This is a genomic window from Chromohalobacter sp. HP20-39 (genome assembly GCF_033052815.1).
Lineage (GTDB): Bacteria > Pseudomonadota > Gammaproteobacteria > Pseudomonadales > Halomonadaceae > Chromohalobacter.
In genome coordinates this window covers 1-534 of record NZ_JAWHTP010000096.1, presented here as the reverse complement: position 1 = coordinate 534, position 534 = coordinate 1, and the positions used below count along the sequence as shown (strand labels likewise).

Annotated in this window: 1 protein-coding gene; it reads left to right on the top strand. The window is 67.4% G+C overall.

Features of this window, described 5'->3' with window-relative positions:
• Positions 1–156: 156 nt before the first annotated feature.
• On the top strand, positions 157–534 hold a 378-nt coding region (locus RVY79_RS17105), incomplete at its 3' end, for a TolC family protein (protein WP_411161740.1).

Below are 534 nucleotides of genomic sequence, written 5' to 3'. Positions count from 1 at the left end.
ATGGCAGAGAAATCGATGCAACCACATCTTACCAAGCTCAAAACCAACAAGGGATTAAACAGCATGTAATCTTCCCAGGGGCTGGCCGAGCTGCGCACCGCCGAGGCCAACCGCGCCGCCTACACGCGGCAGGCGGCCAAGGACCGCAACGCGCTGGTGCTGCTGCTGGGCCAGCCGCTGACGCCGGAGCTGTCCCGGCAGCTTGACGAGGCCGTGGCGCTGCCGGACGACATCGTGCCGACCGACCTGCCGAGCGGCCTGCCGTCCGAACTGCTCGCGCGTCGGCCGGACATCCGCGCCGCCGAGCAGATGCTGATCGGCGCCAACGCCAACATCGGCGCGGCGCGGGCCGCGTTCTTCCCGACGATTAGCCTCACGGGCTCGGCGGGCACGGCCAGCGCTTCGCTGGACGGCCTGTTCGATTCGGGCTCGCGGGCCTGGAGCTTCCTGCCGCAGATCACGCTGCCCATCTTCCGCGGCGGCGCGTTGCGAGCCAATCTGGACGTGGCACAGGTACAAAAGAGGATCGAAATC